Raw genomic sequence first — 19,132 nt, 5'->3', positions numbered from 1 at the left:
GTTGGCTGAGGCTGGGCAAGCCAGTCATCCAAACTGAAACGGCCAGCGTTACTGACCGTGGCGTTGTTAGCAGTCGAGGGCGGATAATTCGCGAACTTGGGTTAACTGTAGTTTGATACTTAAGTCGTTTAATAACTGTCAGGAATGTGAGTTGCGCGGAGTAGAACGGACTCGGTGCAGTGGTGTCGATGGCACTTAGCAGACGATGATTTTTCGGCTGCTTAGAGCCATGTGAGCGAGGGAGATCCATTTTTTCGGTGACGAAAATTAGCTTCCTCACGAACCACCACAGCACCCAGAATCCGTTCTACGGAGCGCAACGGACTCCTAATGCAAATCCATTAAGCGTTCTTATCAGCGCCCTTACCCAAAAGCTGTCCAACAACTGGCAACTTCCCATAGTCAGCAGCGCTGTCAGATGGGACAACAACGAGGTTGGCTGGTGAGGTAGCGAGTTCTGAGAAGGCGTTGATGGACTGGTTTTGGAAGTATTTGTCATCGGCGTTTGAAAGACCGGCTTGGACGGTGTCGATCCGGTAGCGTTCAGCATCGGCGCGAGTCTTGGTGGCATCGGCTTCCGCTTTTGCGGTGGCCATTAAGGCGTCGTTCTTGGCCTTCGTTGTCAGTTCGATGGACTTGGCTTCCCCTTCAGCCTTGGCGATGGCGGCGATCCGTTCCCGGTCGGCAGTCAGTTGCTTGTCCATGGCTTCCTGAATGGATTGAGATGGGGTCAGTTCGTCAATGTTGATCCGGTCAACGTTGACGCCGTACGTGTTGGTCAGATCACCGATGGCTAACGTCAATTCCTGGTTGATCTTGGCAGTTGATCCCAACGCTTCGTTCAGGTCCATCCGCCCAATAATATCCCGTAAATGACCACGAACCAACTGCGCCATTGATTCGATGGAGTCGGTGTTTTCATACTGGTATTTCACAGCGTCCGTAATATGGAAGTTCAGCGTCAGACTTGCCGACACATCAGCGTTATCCTTGGTAATGATCGAGTAGTTCGGCAGTGCCAGCGGTTCCATGGCCAGGCTGACACGGCGAATCTTCTGGAAAAATGGAATGTAGAAGTGCAGGCCTGAGTTAACGCTGTGGCTGTATTTACCCAGCGTTTCAACAAGTCCCTGGTTATTTTGCGGTACGATCTTGAGTCCTAATGGCATGTGGTTTTCCCCCTATAATTGCCGTAGCGTCAAACTGTTGCCGTTGGCGGCGATGACAACGTATTTGGCCGATGGATCGACGGGTCGTTGATCTGCCAGCTGATACCGGTAGTAGATGCCGGCTACTGAAACGAGATCGTCTGCAGCGAGGGCGCGACCAGTAACTTGCTGGCCGATCACCTGCCGTTTTTCAAACGTCTCTGAGACCTTAACCTGTTCTAAAACACTAACAATATAGGCGTTTAGTGGCAGTCCCTTATCCGCCGCGATGGCGGTCAGGCGGCTGTACAGCTGCGCGTCTAATGTTAAGTTCAGCTCAATATCGTTTCCCAAATGGTCCTGCGTTGTCATTGTCACCACTCCTATGCGTGTTGCGCTACGATCTACACTGATTATCCGTGACTCGCGCGACGCCGTCAAGTTACGAAACTATCAAGATTCACGCTGGCCAGGCCGATTCCTGCAAGTCAACGGTGGCGCCATTAGCGTTAACTAAGGTACAATGGGGCTAACAGACAAAATACGGAGGCAATCGATATGGCAAAAATGAAAGCAATTGGCGCAAAAACAGCGCTTGATATTACGGATGAGCAGTCCTTAGTTGACCTTTCTCTGGACAAACCAACGCCAACAGGGCGGCAGGTACTGGTCGCTGTTAAGGCTGTGTCGGTCAATCCCGTTGATACGAAATTGCGCACCACGGTCACGGCGGAAACAGCACCGAAGATCCTCGGCTATGATGCGGTTGGCACGGTTGCTGAAATCGGCCCGGACGTTGAAAAATTCAAGGTGGGGGACCGGCTATACTATGCTGGCAGTACCCAGGTAGCCGGCTCCGACGAGGAATTTCAACTGGTGGATGAGCGATTGGCCAGCACGGCACCCAAGTCGTTGAGTGACGCCGAAGCCGCTGCCATGCCACTCACAACGCTGACGGCTTACGAACTTCTTTTTGAAAAAATGCATTTCGTTCCTAAAGGCAATCAAAACCAAAATAAAACGCTATTGATTATCAACGGCAGCGGTGGTGTTGGCTCGGTATTGAGCCAGCTTGCCCACTGGGCTGGTCTGACGGTTTTGGCTACCAGCAGTCCGGCTAATTTCGAATGGTTAAAACCCCACGGGGTGGACCACCCGCTGGACTACCACGACGATCTCCTGGAACAGATCCATTACCTGGGGTATCAGCAACTGGACGCGATTGCGATCCTGTACGCACCAGAAGCCTATTTTGAAGTGGCCAGTGACCTCGTAAAACCGTTTGGTCACATTGGGTCGATCGTCGGCAGCACTGTTGATCTGCCGTTATATCTGATTAAAAATAAGGCCGCTAGTTTTGATTGGGAGTACATGTTTGCTAAATCGGATGCTAATTATCGGGTCCACACGCAGGGGAAGATCCTGCAACTCGCTAGTCGGCTGCTGGATCAAGACGTGCTTGAATCCACGTTAACGACCAACATCGATACGGGCATCAACGCTGCCAATTTACGCAAGGCCCACCAGTTAGTTGAAGCCGAACATACGCTTGGCAAACTGGTGGTGAGCGGGCCGTTTAACGGCACCGTTTAATTGAACACGCGTGTTACAGTGAACGGATGAGGGCGGTCAGTAGGCCAGACCGCTGATTCCGTGTGCCCTGAGCACGACATGCGATAAGGGGAGAAACCAATGTCACTATTTGCCAAAAAGAAACAAATCAGTCTCGCAGCCGTTTTCTGGGCGACGTTACTGTTGAATACCGGAGCGGCTTTTATGTGGCCGCTCACCACCATTTATATGAATAAAATGCTGCATAAATCGCTGACGACTGCCGGGACGACGTTGTTGGTAATGTCACTGATGATGATGGTCGGCAACTACGTCGGCGGAATCCTGTTCGATCGCTGGTCACCCTATAAGGCGGGACTTGTGGGTGCCGGAATGTCGTTGATTGCCATGGTGCTGCTGATCTTCTTTCACAGCTGGCCGGTTTTTGGTATTCTGCTGGTCATTGTTGGGTTTGGCGACGGTATCAGCCTGACCATCGATAACTCATTTGCCGCGACCATTACGCACCATAAAACGCGACAGGTGTTCAACGTCCTATACATTGCCCTCAACGTTGGGTGGTGATCGGAACGTTACTCGTTGGATACCTGCTGGATCTTGGCGTCACTGTGGTGTTTGCAGTGACAACGGTCTGTTACGTGGCGCTCTTTATCATCATGGCAACGGCCTTTCGGATGGATGTGGACGCCATGAAACCAGCTGAGAAAACGGCTGACCACGTGGCACCGCACCGCCTGCAACTCATTTTGCTGATGTGCCTGATGGTCTTTGCGATATACGCCAGTTACGCACTTTGGGAAAGTGTGATCTCAGTTCACATGACCAACCTTGGGATTCCGTTTAGAAACTACAGTTTATTATGGACACTAAACGGGTTTATGATCGTTATTGGCCAGCCGTTCGTTAACCGGCTGTTCCAGAATTTAAAGTTGCCGGTTCAGATCGGCATCGGTGTGTTTATTTTTGCAGCGTCGTTTTTCCTGCTGATCTTTACCAGTCAGTACTACATGTTCATCATTGTCATGGTGGTGCTGACAATTGGTGAAATGATCGGGTTCCCCGGCATGCCAGCCTGGATCGACGCCCTGGCCGTTAATGGGCGCAAGGGTAAGTATCAGGGCATGTACAACGTTGCGATTTCGCTAGGTCGGCAGTCGGCCCCTTGTTTGGGGGTATTATGATCGACGAGTTCAGTTACCAGTCCTTATTTTTGACAGCGACACTCGCGATTGCGGTGGCCTTGTTCTTGCTGATGGGGCGGTATTTACAAGTCGGAAGGTGAGACAATGACACCAGAAAAGCGTGAACTAGCGATGCATAAACTTATTGGCCAAGTCTGGCACCACAGATTCCAATTTCATGGCGACTGGGGCGATTCACAGGGTAAGCGGCAGTTTAAGTTACGCTTTCTGCAGGAACTCAAACGGGTGCTAGGCCGCGCATACGATTTCACACCGTATCAACCGAATTTGTCATCAACGAAGCCATGACCAGTGTCCTACTTAAAAGCAATGAGGATATGCTGGTCGCTAAGGATCCTCGAAAAGCAGCCAAACTTGTCCGCGCGAGTTTTAATCGCGCTGGGCATTATTATCGGTTTCTTTATGGGGATAATAAACAACGGTAGCACTTTTTATATTTAGGTTATAAGTCCGTTGCATTCCGCAATTTGGCACGGAGCTGTAGTGGCTCGCGATGAAGCTAATTCGATTTCTGCTGCGCAGCTCTCGAATGGATCTCCATCGACTCGCACATCAGTAACCGACCCAAGAACGGTCGCTAACTGATGTCGACACCACTGCTCCGTGCCAAATTGCTGCATTCCACTCACTATGAGCTCCCTTTTTACACTGGTGAAGCATCACAATAGCGTTAACCCGAGTTTGCAGAGAATCCGCCCTCGACTGCTGCTAAGCTCATTGTTAGCAATGCTTTGTACAGTGTTAAAGCAAGTAACCGCGACCAATTAATAGGCTACAGGACAATACTATGATGCAGTCTCATTGGGTGTTGATTATTAACACTATGTAGCGTAGTGGAGCCGGTCGGCATTGCACGTTGTAGCGACCCACTTCTACGTGCAGGGCCGACCGGCGCAACGAAGCGGCATGCTTAGCCAAAACCCAAAAACGTCTAACGCGTCCATAGCGTTCAGGCGTTTTTATTGCCGATTAATTCTGGTAAGGCACGTCTATGGCTGCTAGCTTGCCAATGAGCGTGATGAAATCGGTAATCTCTTCTTGTGGATAGGGCGCTAATAGTTCGGCAACTTGGCGTTCGATTTCTGCATCGAGTTGGCTGTGAATTGTTGCGATGGCTTTGCCAGTTGGCGTCAGCGAACCAGAATCCCCTTATCGTTTTTCACCGTGCGGTATTTTTCGAGGAGGTTGCGTTGCTCAAGCTTCGTGATCGTCCGTGAAATGGTCGGTTGAGAAAGCTTGGTCAGTTCTGGTAGGGATTTAATGCGGACCTGGTCACTTTGCGTAATCCGGGCGATGACGTGAATGTCTGCGGTGCTGAGCCCTTGATGGCTTGCTGCAGGCCAGGGTCGTTTTTTGATTGGGCGATCATCCATATTTTTTCATTATCGTAAGTCGTGTCGTGGTCTAATAGTCGGCCGACCTGTTGGACGAGCGTTTTTGCATGTGGTTGTATCATGAATTTCGTCTCTTTTCTTTTTATTCACGTGAATAGATATTTGACTTTATGTTATTAATGTCTATAATACTACACGTATTCAAATGAATGTAAAAAGAAGGCTTTAATTTGGCACAAAATTCAAAACGGTGGTGGGTGCTCATTTGCGTGGGCGTCATCACGTTCATGAGTGACCTGGACGCTAGCATCGTTAATGTCGCACTGCCGGTGATCAACCGGTCGCTGCACATTACCATGAGTTTATCGGAACTGCTGATTTCCGTTTACCTTGTTGTCATCTGCGTGTGTTTGCTGCCGTTTGGCAAGCTGGGGGATTCAGTAGGTAAAATCAAAATATTTAAAATCGGGATGGTGGTGTTCACATTAGGATCACTGCTTTGCGGCATTAGTACTGCGTTTGGCATGCTGCTAACTGCTCGGGCCATTCAGGCGGTTGGCGCAGCGATGACGATGAGCACCAATAACGGCATCATTACTGAAACCTTTTCGACTGGGGAACGCGGCCAGGCACTTGGCTGGATCGGGTCGTTTGTGGCGCTTGGCATGATTGCCGGGCCCGGTGTCGGTGGCGTGATTCTCAACAGTTTTCCCTGGGAGGCTATTTTTTGGATCAACGTGCCGATCGGTGTCGCGATGGTGATTCTCGGCTTGATTGTGTTGCCCAGAAATAAAACGATGCAAGTCACTCAGTTTGATGGTCTTGGCACCATTCTGGTTAGCGTTGGCATCATTGGCGTGTTCACCTACCTGTATGGCGGCCGGCAATTTGGCTACGCAAACGCGGCGTTGCTTGTATTCCTCGTGGCCGCCCTGCTGGCTATTGTGGGCTTTGTTGGCTATGAACGGCACACCAGCACGCCATCGATTGACCTTAGCATTTTTAAGTCATTTCACTTTTCGGTCGGCGTTGGCACCGCCATTCTTATTTTTATCGCTAATAACTTTTACATGGTGCTGACACCATTTTATCTGGAAAATGCGCGGCATCTTGGCCCGAACATTGCCGGTTATATGATGATGGCGCTCCCGTTGGTGCAGGTGATCATTGCACCGATTTCTGGCCGGCTGTCAGACCGGTTTGGCGCGCTGAAAATTTCCGTGGTGGGACTCGGCATCATTCTGGTGACACAGGTGTTGTTTGCCCACGTGACACTGCAAACGATGCTCGTCAGCTACTGTAGTTTTATTGGCCTTCTTGGTCTTGGCAACGCCATTTTCCAGTCGCCAAATAACGCGATGATCATGGGCGCTGTCCCAAGCAACCAGTTAGGGATTGCTGGCAGCGTTAACGCGTTGGCGCGCAACCTTGGGATGGTGCTGGGAAACGCCTTAGCGACATCGCTACTGTTTGTTTTCATGAGTCATCTGACTAACGCTCATATCACCAACTTCACCGGCGCCCACGCGGCTGCGTATCTCACTGGGCAACAGTGGATCTACTGGTTGGGCAGCGCCTGGTTTTAGTTGCGGTTGGCATTTCGTTGGCGCGCAATCTGATCAAGCGGCAAAGCGCGTCACACGATTTGGGTTGCACTCGGTCTAACGGGTAGCTATAATTAAAGGTTCGCTATCTAAAAGATCGAGGAGAAAACGATGTCGGAAATGAAATTACGCTGGCTTGCCGTGGCGGCCATGATCAATAATTTAGGAATGAGTTTTGTGTGGCCGCTGACCAGTGTGTATCTGCATAATCAATTACATCAATCGCTGACGGTTATTGGGGTCGTACTGTTAGTGAACTCGCTGACGGGCGTTGCTGGCAGTACGTTGAGCGGCGTGCTCTACGATGGCCATAACCCATTTAAGTTGCTGCGGGGCGCCGCTATCATTTTGCTGGGCGTCATGGTTGGCCTGACACTCTGGCACGGTTGGCCAATCTTTCCCGTGTGGTTAGCCATCGAGGCTTTCTGGCTGGGTGGATTCAAGCGCAGATCAACGCCATTGGTACAAGCATTCATAGTACGGCGTCCAAACGCGTGTTTAACACCCTCTACCTCTTTCAAAATTTAGGTGTGGTCATCGGCAGTTCCATGGTTGGCTTTCTGTACGATATCAACGTGGCCTTATTGTTCGCGGTGGCCGCCGTGCTGTTCGTCATTTTCTTGATCATTTTGCAGCTGACCTTTCAGCCCGTCAATCGTCAAACGACCAGTCACCTTGAGACTGCGCAGAATGTGGCGCAACCTTCCGCGTATCCGCGAGCCAACCGGATCATGGTCTACATCGGTTTTTTGACGCTGTTTACGATCTGGGTCATGTACCAGCAGTGGGTGTCAAACGTCTCTGTTTACATGACGCACTTGGGGTTTGCGCTTTCACAATACAGTATTTTATGGACGATCAATGCCGCGGGCATCGTGCTGATTCAGATGGGCTTGAACTTGTTGCCGAGCCATTGGATCACCGAACGGATGCAGATTACCTTTGGGATGGTCATGTTTATCCTATCCTTCATCGTGCTCTCCTTTGCCCACCAGTACGCTGAGTTTGTGAGCGCCATGATTTTACTGACGATTGGCGAGTCGACCATGTTTCCAGCTATTCCGGCGTTAGTTAATCAACTCAGTGATGGGTCACGAAAAGGAAAGTATCAGGGGATGCTCAAAGCATTGATTTCTGCTGGACGGGCAGTTGGACCGTTGATTGGCGGGATAATCATTGAAGCAACTTCCTACACGTGGTTGTTTAGAAGTGCGGTTGCGCTCTATGTACTGCTCCTGGTCATACTCCTTGTCAGCTTTGCGTTTGTGATGCATCGGACTGTGAACTATGAGGATTAAAACGCAAAATAAAAAAGCGTTCATCTTTGCTGGATGAGCGCTTTTTTATTTTGAAATTAAGGGTAATGCGTTAAATGAGACGCTTTTCTAACTCAGTCGATATATCCTGCATCCGTTCAGCAATCGCTGCCGTGCGTTCGGAAATATCTTCGTTGCGTTGCATCAAAACGGCCATGCTGGCAAGAATATCGTGCCGGTAATTCCGAATGCCCACAGCCACACAGTTGATGTCTGGGGATTGGCCGCCGAGATCGTATGACAAGTTGTCCTGGCGCGTTTTGGTCAGGTCACGATTGAGGTCATGAACCTGACTGACAGAAAGTTTGTTGGATTCGTGCAGTTGATCCAGGTATACCGAGAGTTCGGCAGGTAAAAAGCTGCTAAGGAGAATCTTCCCGGCGGCGGTATTGTACAGAAAGTCGTCGGTGGATGTCGGCACCTGTTTATGTTGCGTCAGATCAGCCTGAATTTTAGCGATGTAGTGGACGTGCTGGTCCTGAAGAATAGCTAAGTAGATGTCTTCGCCAAACTCGTTGCAAACGACCTGCAGGTAAGGTTTAAGCACCCGCGTGAGCTTGTCGTTAGACAGTGGTTTAGCTTAACGAATGAATTTTGAACCAATTGAATAGCCGCTTGAAAGTGGGTTTTTATACAGCATATCAGTCTGACAGAGCGTTTCAGCAATGCCGAACAACGTGGTCTTAGAGATGCCTAAATGATCACTAAGTTCACTAATTTTAGTTTCCGGCCGGTCCGCCAGATAATCCAAGATCCTGGTGGCCCGCTCAACGGATTGAATGGGTTTGGTCATGTGGGGAGTCCTCCAAAGTAGAGTGTGGAGCAGGGCGGTTAAGGGGCGGTGTGTAAGGGACTCTGGCAGAAATGCCTGAACTTGGCATTTCTGCCAGAGTCCCTTACACGTTAGCCCCTTGCCCTGCGGAACACGTTTCGGCAATATAACCGAGAAAGCGCGATACAAATAAGGTAAATTAAGCGGAAAAAACAATAGTATTTTTGCCAGAGTTGCTTACACAGGAGCCCTCTGCCTGCAAAACACGTTTTAGCAATAAAACCGAAAAAGCAATCAACAAAAAGCCTAAAGCCAACACGCACAGCAATGCCCTATACATCACTGCAAAGTATCAGCTACTCCAGTTTAAATCCTTGCTGCTTAACCAGTGTAGCAAGATCCGCACGCACATTAAGGTCGCGAGACAACTCGCGCGCCAAGTGGTGGCTAAAGTTTTCCTGCTTGGTATGACTATCGCGTTGCTGGTAGTAAGCAGTAAGCTCGTCATCGTAGGCGGTCAACTGAGCAGCAAAATCATCAGGTAGGTTGTAGGTATCTGTAAAGTGCATCATTGATTGCGGCATCCGCGGTTTGAGGTCGGGCATACCTGCTGGGTGACCCACCGCTATCCCGAGTAGTGGAAAGGTCAACTCTGGCAGATTCAGTAACGCAATGACCTTGCCAGCGTTGTTTAAGATACTGCCCATAATGGTGCTGCCCAGGCCAAGACTTTCGGCAGCGACCACAATGTTTTCAGTTGCGATTGCGGCATCAAAAACGCTCGCAAGAAACTTGTCCGTTGAGTGCAATAGTGCCGTGTCGCGACCCGCTGACTTCGTGATCTGCAAGTTGCGGTACTGATCGGCAACCATGATGAAGTAGTGGCCACTGTTTTTCATCCATGCGTGGCCAGTAATAGACGCCAACGCTTGAATCGTTTCAGCATCGGTGACACTGATAATGGAATACTGCTGTGAAAAGGTGCTGGTCGGCGCATGTTGGGCGGCGTCGACCAGCGTGCTGATTTCAGTATCAGTCAGCGCGACATCGGTAAATTGGCGGATGCTGCGATGATTGTTAAGTTGGTCTAGAATTGGGTTGGTCAAGATGGCACCTCGCTACAGGTTGAGCAGTTGCACGCGGGCAACGAGTTTGTTGTAAATGCGGCTTTCGTCGGCCGGAACACCACGAAGCTCGTAGTCGGCGACGAATGGGGCGTCGAATTGTTCACAGTAACGGCGGGCGGTTAAACAATATTGCTCGTTAAAGTTTCGGTTACCGCTGCGACAACACCAATCAACTGGTCAGCGTTGTCGTGGTAGGCAATGTATTCGCCCATCACGTTGGTCATGAGTTCCTTGACCCCGGTGTCGATGCCGTTGCCGCCATCTAAGTAGGTTGGGACAAAGCAGAAGTAGGGGGTCGTTTCGTCTGCAAAGTCAGATTCTTCTGAAATTTCAGTTGCTTCGATCGTTGGTAATACCTTGTTTTTAAGGTTCTGCGCCATGGCATACCGGGTCAGGTGTTCAACAAAGTTACGGGTGTTGCCCGCAATGGAAATGTATAAAATACGAATTGGGTCCATCTTGGTTAGCCTCCAGGGGGTCGATAAATTGTGGATTGAAATATGATCTTAATGATATGAGATACTATATTTAGTGTTACAATTTTTATTGTACTCTAAAATTATTAAAGGTGTTAGCGGAACTTAATAACAACAAGAAGCCGGGGTGAGCCAGAGTGACAGAAAAACAAGATTTGCGGGTTCGTCGCACAAACGAACAGATCGAACGGGCCTTTTTCCTATTATTAAAGAAGCGGGAATTTAAAACAATTACCGTTCAGGACATATCGAAGACAGCTAAAATTGGGCGTTCTACCTTTTATAGCCACTATTACGACAAGTACGATCTCCTTGAACAACTCGTGAATTATTATACAGGTGTGTTTGAAGACATCGTGAACCAACGTTTCAGTATACATACACCAGAAATTGGGTCCAACACGGTAAAGGTCTTGATTCTGGCTCTGACCCAGTACCGGGATATTCTGTTGCAACTCTTTGATATCCACACGGAATCCGCTGATCTGGAGCGCAACTTCCAAGAAATCTTACGTAAAACGGCCCAGGCATACTTCGATCACATTGATCTGGCAGGTAAGACAGGCTTACCACTGGAATATTTGAGTGACCTGTATTCAAGCAACGTGATGTTGTTTTTGCTGTGGCAGCTGCGTAACGGGAAGAACGATGCGGTGATTCAGTTTGGGGATCGGTTGCAGGAGTTTGTGTTGAATCCGTAGAGAGTGTGGAGCAGGGCGGTTAAGGGGCAGAATATAAGGGGCTCTGGCAGAAATCCCCGGTTTTGGGATTTGTGATAGAGTCCCTTATATGGCCGCCCCTTGCCCTGCGGAGCACGTTTCGGCAATATCACCGAGAAAGCGTAATGCCAATAAGGTAAATCTAGCGAAAAATCAATGGCATTTTTGCCAGAGTTGCTTACACAGGAGCCCTCTGCCGAACACGTTTAGGCTGCGAGGCCTAGAAGGTATAGCTTCAGTAATCTCATGAATATAATGTAGCGTCAAACCAGTAAACATAACCAAGAAAACGACCTCAAGCTAAGATTTTATATAGAATCTTGCCTGAGGTCGTTTTTGAGTTTATATAGAGATGCTAAAGGTTTATTGGCGGCAGTTTTGTGGCGTTTTTATGCCATATCGCCTAAGTTTGGTTCGGAATGTTCTGCTAGATCTGTGCTTCTAGTTTTCATAGACTAAACGTGTTTCGCGAGGCAAGGGGCTAACGTGTAACGGACTCTAACAAAAATGCCAAACCCAGGCATTTCTGTTAGAGTCCGTTACACACCGCCCCTTACCGACTCGCTACACACTCTGCACAAATGCCCACAACAACCTCACCCCATACCCAATCATGATCACCCCGCAGACGCGGTTGATCATGACCAGGATCCTGAGATTGATTTTTGCCTTCAACAAGTTGAAAATGGTGGTTAATGAATTGAACCAAATGAATGAAGAAATCATCACGCCAATTAGGAAGATGTCGCCAGCGGTTCCTGGCAGTGACGCTCGAAAGGCCCCTAGCAGCAGCGTGCCGTCTAGGATTGCTTGCGGGTTTAGCCACGCAATCGTAAAGGCTGCGATGACGACCTTGCGATAACTAAAGGATTCTGGTTCGCTTATTGTTTGGCTATCGCTGCCCTTATCCCTGAGTAGTGAGATGCCCATATAGCGACGAGACCACCGCCGATGAGCCATAAGCCTTGTTTGATAATGGGAAAGACTTTCAGCAACTGGCCGACACCAAGAAAACAGGCGAGGGATAGCGAAATATCAAAGAAAATGACGATAATGGTTGTGATATAAGCCTTATGGCGTGGTTGTTTTAGCGCCGTATTAATGACGTAGAGGTTTTGCATGCCGATTGGTGCCACGTAGGCAAGGCCAAATAATAGGCCCTTAATAAGATTGATCATAGGAACTCCTTTATGAGACACGAAAGGGTGTGGAAAATGGGACAACGTATTGAACTGAATTGGGTGCCGGATTCAACGGCGACTATTCCGATGTACCAGCAAATTATCAGTTATTTTTTGGCGCGGATCCAGACAGGCGACTGGTTGATTGGCGACCAACTGCCCACACAGCGGCAATTGGCAGCTCAGTTTGGTGTTAATCGCAGTACCATTTCACAGGCCATAACGATTCTGTTGGCAGATGGGGTGCTCACGACTGACCATGGTGCTGGTACTCGAATCGCCAGTAACAGTTGGTCCGTGATGATGGCACATGACCCCATGAATTGGCAGGATTATATTTCGTCTGGCGAATTTGTTGCCAACCAGCCTGTGATTCAGCGGATCAATGATCTGGAAGGCCGTGGCGACCTGATTCGGATGAGTACTGGCGAATTAGGGCCTGACCTCTATCCCAAGGCGTTTATCCAGCGAGCGATGCGCCAAGCGGCTGACCAACTTACTAACTTGAACTACTTGCCGCCGCTTGGATTGCAGGCACTACGGGAGGCACTGGTTCAACGGCTCAGTAAATGGGGCATCGTGACCACACCGGATAACGTGCTGATCACCTCGGGATCGTTACAGTCCTTGCAGTTGATTGCGGTTTCTCTGCTGGAAAAGGGTGCGACGGTGTACACCACACCAGCGAGTTATTTGAAATCCTTGCGTGTTTTGCAGTCGGTGAACGCCCAGTTTTCGGAATTACCGGTCGACGATAATGGGCCGCAATATTGGCACATTAAGCCAACGACCCACCAGCGACTGCTGTATACGATCCCGACGTTTGATAATCCGGGCGGCACCGTGATGGATGCTCAGCGACGGCAGGACCTCCTGCAGTTTGCTAAAACGCATCAGCTGCCAATCATCGAGGACACAGCTTACCAGGATATTTGGCTGGATGAGCGACCACCGCAACCCTTGAAGGCAAACGACATTGCAGGAAATGTCCTCTACTTGGGGTCAATCTCAAAGTCGCTGGCGCCGGGGATGCGGTTAGGCTGGCTGGTTGGCTCTAGTGCGATTATCAAACGATTGGCGGATGTTAAAATGCAGACGGATTATGGTGCCAGTTCACTGTCCCAACAGGTGCTGACCGCTATTTTCGCCGATGCTGACTATGAAGCCTATCTTACAGAAATGCGCGCTGCAATTCGGGTTCGACGCGATAATGCACAGCGCGAATTGGAACGGCAGCTCGGCGATGTTGCGACCTGGAACCGACCAAGTGGCGGCTTTTATATCTGGGTGACGCTGACACCGGAGATATCAGTCACGAAACTGTTTAACGATGCCGTCGAAGCCGGGGTCTTGCTTAATCCTGGTGTAGTTTACGATAGTCATGCCACCCAGCAGATTCGGCTGTCATATGGATATGAAACTTCGGAACGGTTCACCGAGGGACTGACGATTATCGCTGAGTTGATTCATCAACAGTTGCGTTGACCCAACCAAATTTTTCGTGTCATGGTTAATTTGATTGAGAGCGTGGTTAATCATAACAGCATACTAAGGACGACAACCCAACCAAGAGTGACGTTTACAACCAACCAAAAAACACCCAAGCCAGCTGAGACTGACTGGGTGTTTTTAATCGTCATCCTCGTCGTCATCTTCTGGCGGCATGTCCTTTGGATCATGGACAGTGACTTCAAACCAGTTGATAAACGAATTTTCGTAATCGAGAACTTTAAAGTCGAAGTTAGCGACTTTGATGATGTCACCCTGTTTCAAATCGGGGTGATTATCAATCATGGAACCAGCAATTGTGACGATGTCGTTTGTTTCAAATTCTTTCAAATCGGTATCAAAATAGCGTTCGAAATCGTAAGTCGTCATTTTCCCGCTGACTTGGTACTTGCCATTAGGTTGTTTGAAAATATCTTCAGTTGACGAATCATCAATTTCATCCCGGACAGTCCCGAAGAGTTCTTCGTAAATATCCTTATCCGTGATGATGCCGGAAGTCCCACCATACTCATCCACAACGACCACGATTGGGGTGCGTTTACGGATCATGTTTTGCAGGACTTCTGTGATTGGCGTTGATTCCGGCGTTGTCGAAATATTCCGCAACAGTTTATCAATGTGAATGTCAGAATTAACTTGTTGTTGCCGAATGAGGTCGTAGTTGTAGACGTAACCCAGGATCTTATCCTTGTCGTTGTCTGCCACGACAGGCAGGCGGCTAAACTTCTCTTGCAGATAGACATTGATGGCCGTTTTAACGGAGGTCGTGATGTCGATCACCACCAGCGCCGTTCGGTCGATCATGATATCCTTAGCCACTTTGTCGTTTAATTCGAAGGCCCGTTGCATGTAAACATAGTCGTTCTTCTCAAGTTCCCCACCTTCAACGGCGTTTCGCGACAGGCTCAAAATTTCCGCCTGTGAGAAGACCTCATCACTTTCGTCCGCTACGGGAAATCCTAACAGTTTGACGACGCCGCTGGCTGAGACGTTTAACAACCAAACGAACGGGTAGAACAGAATATGGAAATAATGCAGCGGCGTTGTGACCCAGCACAGCACCTGCATTGGCATGTCGATCGAAATGTTCTTCGGCACGATTTCCGTAAAGACAACTTCCAGGTAAGTTAGTAGGAGGACCCCCACGACCGCGCCAATTGCATGAGCAGTGGCGCCACCTGGATTCGTGTGGGTAATATTTAGCAGATCGATTAAAATGGCAGAAAGTGTGGATTCCCCAAGCCAACCTAAAATAATGCCGGCTACTGAAACCCCAACTTGTGTCGTCGATAGGTATTCGTTAAGGTTCGTGACCATCTTCAGCGAGCGCTTTAGACGGGCTTTTGAGCCTTCTCCGTTGTCCAGTGCCTCTTCAAGGGCGCTGGGTCTGGTTTGAACCAGAGCAAATTCGCAAGCCACGAAAAACGCAGCAAAACAGAAAGTGATTAAAATAACAATTAAATTGATAATTATCTGACCACTATCCAAAGATTCATTCCTCATTTCGTAAAAGCATATAGTTGTAAAACTACCATTTATTATACCGCGTTGTTAGTTGTTTTTTAAGTAGTGTTTGCATTAATCAGGGAAAATACTGATGGGGTGTTTGGGATGAAGTGGGGAGTCCAACATATAGCTGGGGGTGTGTTTGGGTTGGGGGTGAAATTTGGGTGGTGGTTTTGTTGGTGTGGTGTTTTTTATGTAAAAAGGCCCTTCAGTAATCTCGGGATTGAGATTGGCTGGAGGTCTTTATTTGAACTGAACTGGTTTTTGTTTTGTGGTAATTTGTTTGAAGTAGGGTGAGGCTACGGCTTTCTTGGAATCGTAGCGGAAACGCGCTCCACAAGGCTGAGGGCTACTGCATAAGCTAACTCTGGCAAAAATGCCAAACCCGGGCATTTCTGCCAGAGTTAGCTTACGCTCCGCCCTCAAAACGCCTTGTTCCACGCTCTAATTCGTAATATTCTTCTCGATCTCATCCAAACTACCATCAACGATCTTCAACCCAAGCGCCTTGCCCAGCACGTGGAGGGCATCGTCTCTTGTCTTGACTTGATCCATATCAAAGATGATTGCGTCAATGTCGCCGCCGACGTAGTCAAAGTCTTCGTAGTAGATGAACCGGTCTGCCTGTTTTGCCAGGAAGTACTCGTCCATTTTCTTGCCGAACGCATCTGCCCACTGCAGGTCCTTCATCTCTGGAATATCGTTGCGTGTGATGTAGCCTTGCTTGGCAATCAGGTCAGCAGCTTTCTCGATCGTTTCATCGGAAAAGTCGTAGGTCGGCTCAGTAACCGTGGCGCCCTCTGCTTTTTTGTCTGCCATAAATAAGATCTCCTTTGTTTTAATAGACACCTTTATCTTAGCACTGAAAGCGGATACTAGCGCAATAAAAGTTCAGGGCTGCAAATCGGCAGGTGGGGCTCGGTAACAAGCTGCGCAAAATCACGCTATAAAACTAGCACTAATTTGCCAAATCTAGGTCTGAATATAAGAACCTTATTCGTGGCTTGTGCGACCAATTTATAAAATATCATAGGCAACGTCATTTCTCACAGAAACCATCACATGCCACCCTCAGAAAGAAATCACAAATAAATGCCTCGATAAGTAAAACAATTAACGTCCCAAAAGGAGGTTCATTAAAGGGTGTCACCTGTTTTTGCTGGTCAGTTAATGCCAAAATGCTTGTGAAATTAGTGGCCACATTACGTCGAGTAACCTTAGTGAATTCTAATGGACATTTTTGTGAAATAAGTATAATAAATAACTAAAAACGCCGTTAGAATACGATTTACCGGGTTAATTAATCTGCACGATATCAGTCGATTAAACGTTTACAATTCACAAACGCGGTGGTATGATTCTGGTGTGAACTTAATAACAAACATTTTATGAGGAGCGTTTATACCATGAAAGAGAACTTCGATTTCTTAATGCCAAGTGTTAACTTCTTTGGTAAAGGTGTCATTGAAAAGATTGGCGATCGTGCCAAGATGTTGAACATGAAGAAGCCATTGATCGTAACGGACAAATTCCTGCGCGGTATGGATAACGGCCCAGTTGCCCAAACCTTAGCTTCATTGGACGCTGCCGGTGTGACCTACGCCATTTATGATGGTGTAGAACCAAACCCTAAAGTTCGCAACATTAAAGCTGCAAAACAAGTATACTTAGACGAAAACTGTGACAGTATCATCACTGTTGGTGGTGGTTCATCTCATGACTGTGGGAAAGGTACCGGTATCATTTTGACTAATGGCGATGATATCACCAAGTTAGCCGGGATCGAAACTTTGGAAAACCCATTACCACCATTGATGGCTGTTAACACCACTGCCGGGACTGCTTCAGAATTGACCCGTCACTGTGTGATCACGAACGAAGAAACAAAGCTGAAGTTCGTTGTTGTTTCATGGCGTAACATTCCGTTGGTATCCTTCAACGACCCAATGTTGATGTTGGCTGTGCCAGCTGGCATAACTGCTGCTACTGGTATGGATACGTTCGTTCAATTGATCGAACCATACGTGTCAACCAACCGTAACGAAATCACTGACGGTCAATGTATCGAAGGTATCAAGCTTTGTGAAGAAGCCCTTCGTGATGCCGTTGCTAACGGCCACAATGTTGAAGCCCGTACTAAGATGGTCGAAGCCGAAATGCTCGGTGGGATGGCTTTCAACAACGCTGACTTAGGCTACGTTCATGCCATGGCTCACCAATTGGGTGGTCAATACGATGCCCCTCATGGTGTCTGCTGTGCCATCTTGTTGCCAATCGTTGAAAAGTACAACATCGTGGCTTGCCCAGAACGGTTTGCTGAATTGGCTAAGTACATGGGTGAAAACACCGATGGCTTATCAACACGCGACGCTGCTGACTTGTCAATCAAGGCAATGCGTCAAATGGCCGATGATTGCAACATCCCACGTAGCATCAAGCAATCGGTGCAAAGCCAGAAGACTTTGAATTGATGGCTGAAAATGCATTGAAGGACGGCAACGCATTCTCAAACCCTCGTAAGGGGACTAAAGAAGAAATTGTGAAGTTGTTCCAGGAAGCTTATGACGCAGAATAGAGCGTAAAAAGGGACGGTTAGCCCCCAGAGCGTAAGCTAAATAAAAAGAAGACCCCTGAACTTGGGGTCTTCTTTTATTTAGCTTACGTGGCCGGGGGCTGTCCCTTTTTGCGCGTTTCGGCTATGTGAGAGAGAACCACAGTAAAAAACAAGGTCCCTGAACTTGGGATCTTGTTTTTATTTAGCATACGTGGCCGGGGGTGCCCTTTTTGCGCGTTTCGGCTATGTAGAAGAGACCCATAGAAAGCATAACCAATCAAACATACTTTCAAATACCAACAAAATACCCAAAATGAATTACCTTTAGTTGAGTGAGAAGAACTTCACGAGTATCCTAGATACTATAATTTCCATCACAGAAGGGAGGCCACACCATGCGGCCGAAGTACTGGCATCGCCGGCGACGGTGGGTGCACTTTACCATGTTTATGCTGGGCGTCATCCTCATTGTCCTGTTGGTCAATCTTCTCCTGGTACAATTTGCACCCCAGATTCATGCAATCGAATCCTTTAACACGGCCACGCGTCAGCAGTTTTGGAATACAGTTCGAGCCAACCAAGCTAGGCCTTCCACGCTGGTACTCGTTTTTCTGCTCATTACCACGTTGTCGGCAGTTCCTGGTTTCCCTGTTTCAGCAGCCTGTGTCCTGATTGGCGCCATTTACGGGGCTTCATGGGGCTGGCTGATCAATCTACTAGGTATCGCAGCTGGTAATCTGATCACGTTTAGTGTGTTGCAACGGTGGGGACTTTCCCGTTGGACGCAGAAACATGATTTTCGGCTCATTGACCGGATCTCCAATATGCGGGCACCACGCGTGGGCCTGACAATTGGCTACGCGGTACCTATGTTACCGACACTGTTCGTCAATTTTACAGCCGTGAATTTAAAATTAACCATGCGTGAAATTTTACTACCAATGCTTGTTGGCACGTTACCAGTTGCCATTATTTACGCAATGGGTGGCCATCTGATCAGTAACGGCAATATGACGATTGGCATCATTGTGATCCTAGCGGTTTGTCTGTTAGTTGTGCTGACAAAGCGGATCAAGAAACGTGAAGCCACAGAATAGCGCGTTGGTTAGGCA

18 protein-coding genes and 3 pseudogenes are annotated in these 19,132 nt (G+C 48.5%); 10 read left to right on the top strand and 11 right to left on the bottom strand.

Going from position 1 to position 19,132, the window contains the following annotated elements:
• Positions 1-341: 341 nt before the first annotated feature.
• The gene (locus JCM11969_RS08910) at positions 342-1,169 is read right to left on the bottom strand and encodes an SPFH domain-containing protein (protein ID WP_054710614.1); all 828 of its coding nucleotides are present in this window, start codon (positions 1,167-1,169) and stop codon (positions 342-344) included.
• A gap of 12 nt (positions 1,170-1,181) precedes the next feature.
• Complete coding sequence (locus JCM11969_RS08905) at positions 1,182-1,520, bottom strand: hypothetical protein (RefSeq protein ID WP_054710612.1); 339 nt, start codon at positions 1,518-1,520, stop codon at positions 1,182-1,184.
• A 195-nt stretch (positions 1,521-1,715) separates the two neighbouring features.
• On the opposite strand from JCM11969_RS08905, the gene JCM11969_RS08900 reads away from it, so the two are divergent.
• The 3 genes and pseudogenes from JCM11969_RS08900 (at position 1,716) to JCM11969_RS08890 (ending at position 4,210) form a co-directional block, all read left to right on the top strand.
• Positions 1,716-2,741: a zinc-binding alcohol dehydrogenase family protein gene (locus JCM11969_RS08900; RefSeq protein WP_054710641.1), complete on the top strand. Its 1,026-nt coding sequence runs from the start codon at positions 1,716-1,718 to the stop codon at positions 2,739-2,741.
• 99 nt (positions 2,742-2,840) lie between these two features.
• Positions 2,841-4,002 (top strand): annotated as a pseudogene (locus tag JCM11969_RS20705) (MDR family MFS transporter).
• A gap of 4 nt (positions 4,003-4,006) precedes the next feature.
• Positions 4,007-4,210, top strand: coding sequence for a hypothetical protein (locus tag JCM11969_RS08890; RefSeq protein WP_054710610.1), 204 nt, complete (start codon positions 4,007-4,009; stop codon positions 4,208-4,210).
• 842 nt (positions 4,211-5,052) lie between these two features.
• Here JCM11969_RS08890 and JCM11969_RS08885 read toward each other — a convergent pair.
• The gene (locus JCM11969_RS08885; protein ID WP_054710608.1) at positions 5,053-5,295 is read right to left on the bottom strand and encodes a MarR family transcriptional regulator; all 243 of its coding nucleotides are present in this window, start codon (positions 5,293-5,295) and stop codon (positions 5,053-5,055) included.
• A 191-nt stretch (positions 5,296-5,486) separates the two neighbouring features.
• Here JCM11969_RS08885 and JCM11969_RS08880 point away from each other — a divergent pair, with 191 nt between their 5' ends.
• From JCM11969_RS08880 to JCM11969_RS08870, 3 genes are all read left to right on the top strand, one after another.
• Positions 5,487-6,842 (top strand): MFS transporter, encoded by a 1,356-nt coding sequence (locus tag JCM11969_RS08880; protein WP_054710606.1) that lies wholly within the window; start codon positions 5,487-5,489, stop codon positions 6,840-6,842.
• 138 nt (positions 6,843-6,980) lie between these two features.
• Positions 6,981-7,388, top strand: a complete 408-nt coding sequence (locus JCM11969_RS18940; protein ID WP_225353202.1) for an MFS transporter — start codon at positions 6,981-6,983, stop codon at positions 7,386-7,388.
• A complete protein-coding gene (locus tag JCM11969_RS08870; RefSeq protein ID WP_054710601.1) occupies positions 7,355-8,158 on the top strand; it encodes an MFS transporter in 804 nt (267 codons plus the stop codon). The genes JCM11969_RS18940 and JCM11969_RS08870 overlap by 34 nt, the downstream gene beginning before the upstream one ends.
• Positions 8,159-8,228: 70 nt before the next feature.
• Here the strand turns inward: JCM11969_RS08870 and JCM11969_RS08865 are convergent, their stop codons facing one another.
• The 4 genes and pseudogenes from JCM11969_RS08865 to nrdI all read right to left on the bottom strand — a co-directional run bounded on the left by JCM11969_RS08865 (position 8,229) and on the right by nrdI (position 10,533).
• A complete protein-coding gene (locus JCM11969_RS08865) occupies positions 8,229-8,747 on the bottom strand; it encodes an IclR family transcriptional regulator domain-containing protein (RefSeq protein ID WP_082409242.1) in 519 nt (172 codons plus the stop codon).
• Between the two features lie 9 nt (positions 8,748-8,756).
• Positions 8,757-8,969, bottom strand: a complete 213-nt coding sequence (locus JCM11969_RS08860) for a helix-turn-helix domain-containing protein (RefSeq protein WP_054710597.1) — start codon at positions 8,967-8,969, stop codon at positions 8,757-8,759.
• A gap of 335 nt (positions 8,970-9,304) precedes the next feature.
• The gene (locus tag JCM11969_RS08855; protein WP_054710595.1) at positions 9,305-10,054 is read right to left on the bottom strand and encodes an NADPH-dependent oxidoreductase; all 750 of its coding nucleotides are present in this window, start codon (positions 10,052-10,054) and stop codon (positions 9,305-9,307) included.
• A 12-nt stretch (positions 10,055-10,066) separates the two neighbouring features.
• Positions 10,067-10,533 (bottom strand): annotated as a pseudogene (gene nrdI / locus JCM11969_RS08850) (class Ib ribonucleoside-diphosphate reductase assembly flavoprotein NrdI).
• Between the two features lie 155 nt (positions 10,534-10,688).
• Here nrdI and JCM11969_RS08845 point away from each other — a divergent pair.
• Positions 10,689-11,252: a TetR/AcrR family transcriptional regulator gene (locus JCM11969_RS08845; RefSeq protein WP_054710593.1), complete on the top strand. Its 564-nt coding sequence runs from the start codon at positions 10,689-10,691 to the stop codon at positions 11,250-11,252.
• 582 nt (positions 11,253-11,834) lie between these two features.
• Here the strand turns inward: JCM11969_RS08845 and JCM11969_RS19850 are convergent.
• Together JCM11969_RS19850 and JCM11969_RS19845 are read right to left on the bottom strand one after the other, a co-directional pair.
• Complete coding sequence (locus JCM11969_RS19850; RefSeq protein WP_263850039.1) at positions 11,835-12,200, bottom strand: LysE/ArgO family amino acid transporter; 366 nt, start codon at positions 12,198-12,200, stop codon at positions 11,835-11,837.
• Complete coding sequence (locus JCM11969_RS19845; protein WP_263850038.1) at positions 12,152-12,448, bottom strand: LysE family transporter; 297 nt, start codon at positions 12,446-12,448, stop codon at positions 12,152-12,154. Before JCM11969_RS19845 ends, JCM11969_RS19850 begins: the two co-directional genes overlap by 49 nt.
• Before the next feature lie 36 nt (positions 12,449-12,484).
• Between JCM11969_RS19845 and JCM11969_RS08835 the strand changes: the two genes are divergently transcribed.
• Positions 12,485-13,936: an aminotransferase-like domain-containing protein gene (locus tag JCM11969_RS08835; protein ID WP_225353201.1), complete on the top strand. Its 1,452-nt coding sequence runs from the start codon at positions 12,485-12,487 to the stop codon at positions 13,934-13,936.
• A gap of 144 nt (positions 13,937-14,080) precedes the next feature.
• On the opposite strand, the gene JCM11969_RS08830 is transcribed toward JCM11969_RS08835, so the two are convergent.
• Complete coding sequence (locus JCM11969_RS08830) at positions 14,081-15,463, bottom strand: hemolysin family protein (protein WP_054710591.1); 1,383 nt, start codon at positions 15,461-15,463, stop codon at positions 14,081-14,083.
• Between the two features lie 447 nt (positions 15,464-15,910).
• Positions 15,911-16,285, bottom strand: a complete 375-nt coding sequence (locus JCM11969_RS08820; protein ID WP_054710587.1) for a hypothetical protein — start codon at positions 16,283-16,285, stop codon at positions 15,911-15,913.
• Between the two features lie 587 nt (positions 16,286-16,872).
• Between JCM11969_RS08820 and JCM11969_RS08815 the strand changes: the two are divergent.
• Both JCM11969_RS08815 and JCM11969_RS08810 read left to right on the top strand, forming a co-directional pair.
• Positions 16,873-18,041 (top strand): annotated as a pseudogene (locus JCM11969_RS08815) (iron-containing alcohol dehydrogenase).
• Positions 18,042-18,415: 374 nt separating this feature from the next.
• Entirely contained in the window at positions 18,416-19,117 is a 702-nt protein-coding gene (locus tag JCM11969_RS08810; RefSeq protein ID WP_054710583.1) for a TVP38/TMEM64 family protein, read from the top strand.
• Positions 19,118-19,132: the final 15 nt, after the last annotated feature.

It is taken from the genome of Secundilactobacillus paracollinoides DSM 15502 = JCM 11969 (assembly GCF_001311135.1).
GTDB classification, from domain to species: domain Bacteria; phylum Bacillota; class Bacilli; order Lactobacillales; family Lactobacillaceae; genus Secundilactobacillus; species Secundilactobacillus paracollinoides.
Note: the sequence above shows the minus strand (reverse complement) of the source record. Positions and strands in the feature narration are given on the sequence as shown.

Excerpts from the sequence above, each read along its gene's own strand:
- JCM11969_RS08835 (WP_225353201.1), top strand. The coding sequence starts at position 12,485 with ATGGGACAACGTATTGAACTGAATTGGGTGCCGGATTCAACGGCGACT.
- JCM11969_RS08890 (WP_054710610.1), top strand. The coding sequence starts at position 4,007 with ATGACACCAGAAAAGCGTGAACTAGCGATGCATAAACTTATTGGCCAA.
- JCM11969_RS18940 (WP_225353202.1), top strand. The coding sequence starts at position 6,981 with ATGAAATTACGCTGGCTTGCCGTGGCGGCCATGATCAATAATTTAGGA.
- JCM11969_RS08810 (WP_054710583.1), top strand. The coding sequence starts at position 18,416 with ATGCGGCCGAAGTACTGGCATCGCCGGCGACGGTGGGTGCACTTTACC.
- JCM11969_RS08905 (WP_054710612.1), bottom strand. The coding sequence starts at position 1,520 with ATGACAACGCAGGACCATTTGGGAAACGATATTGAGCTGAACTTAACA.
- JCM11969_RS08830 (WP_054710591.1), bottom strand. The coding sequence starts at position 15,463 with ATGAGGAATGAATCTTTGGATAGTGGTCAGATAATTATCAATTTAATT.
- JCM11969_RS19850 (WP_263850039.1), bottom strand. The coding sequence starts at position 12,200 with ATGGGCATCTCACTACTCAGGGATAAGGGCAGCGATAGCCAAACAATA.
- JCM11969_RS08820 (WP_054710587.1), bottom strand. The coding sequence starts at position 16,285 with ATGGCAGACAAAAAAGCAGAGGGCGCCACGGTTACTGAGCCGACCTAC.
- JCM11969_RS19845 (WP_263850038.1), bottom strand. The coding sequence starts at position 12,448 with ATGATCAATCTTATTAAGGGCCTATTATTTGGCCTTGCCTACGTGGCA.
- JCM11969_RS08860 (WP_054710597.1), bottom strand. The coding sequence starts at position 8,969 with ATGACCAAACCCATTCAATCCGTTGAGCGGGCCACCAGGATCTTGGAT.
- JCM11969_RS08900 (WP_054710641.1), top strand. The coding sequence starts at position 1,716 with ATGAAAGCAATTGGCGCAAAAACAGCGCTTGATATTACGGATGAGCAG.
- JCM11969_RS08910 (WP_054710614.1), bottom strand. The coding sequence starts at position 1,169 with ATGCCATTAGGACTCAAGATCGTACCGCAAAATAACCAGGGACTTGTT.
- JCM11969_RS08885 (WP_054710608.1), bottom strand. The coding sequence starts at position 5,295 with ATGGATGATCGCCCAATCAAAAAACGACCCTGGCCTGCAGCAAGCCAT.